General features: G+C 49.9%; 1 protein-coding gene. It reads left to right on the forward strand.

From position 1 onward, the window contains the following. The first annotated feature begins 428 nt into the window (after window positions 1-428). Complete coding sequence (locus BW950_RS14655; RefSeq protein ID WP_076490035.1) at window positions 429-1532, forward strand: IS110 family RNA-guided transposase; 1104 nt, start codon at window positions 429-431, stop codon at window positions 1530-1532. Window positions 1533-1572 lie beyond the last annotated feature (40 nt).

Below are 1572 nucleotides of genomic sequence, written 5' to 3' on the forward strand. Positions count from 1 at the left end.
TGGGAATTACGCTCTAAACCTGCCGGCTGTTCCGCTGTAAACCTGCCGCCTATTCCAGGCTAAAACCTGCCGGGTATTCCGAGGTAAACCTGCCGTTTTTGGGCAGTCGCCGGAATGGGTGGTTATCATGATGAACGAGAAGCCGAGAGAATCGGGCTTAACGGTTATTCGTTGTATAACGCGGCAGGCGGTTTTATGCTTGTTGGGATACCCAACCCGGGAAAGCGGGGTGACGACCAGCAGACGGCCTTGAATCCTGCTGTGGCGATTGATCGACCACGTTGGGTGGTTTGGTCGGCCGCCTGCTGCATCCGTACCGATAAAATGTGTGCCCTGTAGGGACCACGAATAGTGGCATGGAAGCAACGCCTAACCACCAAGGCACCTCCGACCCCCACTTCTCGGTTACCCCAGGAGGAGGAAGCATCATGATCCAACAGTTTCATGGTATCGATCGGCACAAGTATTATTCTACGATCAGTGTGAAAAATCGTGAAGGGAAAGAGAGCACGTTTATCGGCCGGTGTGATGATCTTCACGCTTATATTGCCAACCTCGGACCGGAAGATGCTGTGGTTTTGGAATCGTCGACCGGAGCGTTCTATTGGGCCGATCAAATCGAGTCCCGCGGGAGCTTATGTTTCGTTCTTGACCCGTTCAAGTTCAAAATTATCCGTGACTCATGGAACAAGTGCGACAAACAGGACAGCCGGAGTATGGCAACAGCCTTGTGGGTCCATTTGGTGACCGGTGAGTTTGGTCTCCCGACCGTGTACAAACCCGACATTCCAACCCGGGAATTACGCAAGCTATTTGCACAATATCAATTGATAGGTAAGCAAATTGTTGAAATGAAGAACAATGTACAGGCGATTCTGACTGATCAAGGCGTACCGATGAAACAGGTCGAGTGCAAGCGTCTGTTCGATCGCCGATACGCGTCGGCATTTCTCAATGATTATTCGATCTCGTGTGCCGCATTGATTAGCATAGAACTTTCTCTGGAGCTACTGTGGCATCTTCAGGATGTTAAGAAGAGGCTGGTTACCGAAATCATAGCAGCTGGAAGACCGCTTGAGAGCAGTGTACGTATACTGATCAGCATCCGTGGTATCACTCCATTAATGGCCCTCGCCTTTCTTGCGGATGTCGGCGATGTCCGCCGTTTCAAGACCCTCAAGAAAATGAATGCATATCTGGGAGTCGTTCAGAGAGCGAAAGAAAGCGGTGGCAAGAGTCGTGGCGGTGGTATTAACCGGGAGTCCCGAAAGCTTACTCGAACATTGCTGACGCAGTCGGTACCGCATATAGCGAAAGCAAGTCCACATCTCGCAAAATTCTACCAAGAGTTACGACTTAGAAGAGGAGTCGGCCGCGCTCGGATCGCATTGATACGAAAAATCTGTGGGACCATGCGAAGGATGCTACTAGAAAGTAAAGAATTTTGTAATAAGGATGACGATAATCTAACCAGAAAGCTGAACGATTATAACCGTGTGCTAAGGAAACTTCCCGAGCCACAAAGCGCTTGACAAGTTTCATCATAGTGGCAGGATTCAGCGGAATATCCAA

Origin of the sequence: Alkalispirochaeta americana, from assembly GCF_900156105.1 — a bacterium.
Taxonomy (GTDB): domain Bacteria; phylum Spirochaetota; class Spirochaetia; order DSM-27196; family Alkalispirochaetaceae; genus Alkalispirochaeta; species Alkalispirochaeta americana.

Excerpts from the sequence above, each read along its gene's own strand:
- BW950_RS14655 (WP_076490035.1), top strand. The coding sequence starts at position 429 with ATGATCCAACAGTTTCATGGTATCGATCGGCACAAGTATTATTCTACG.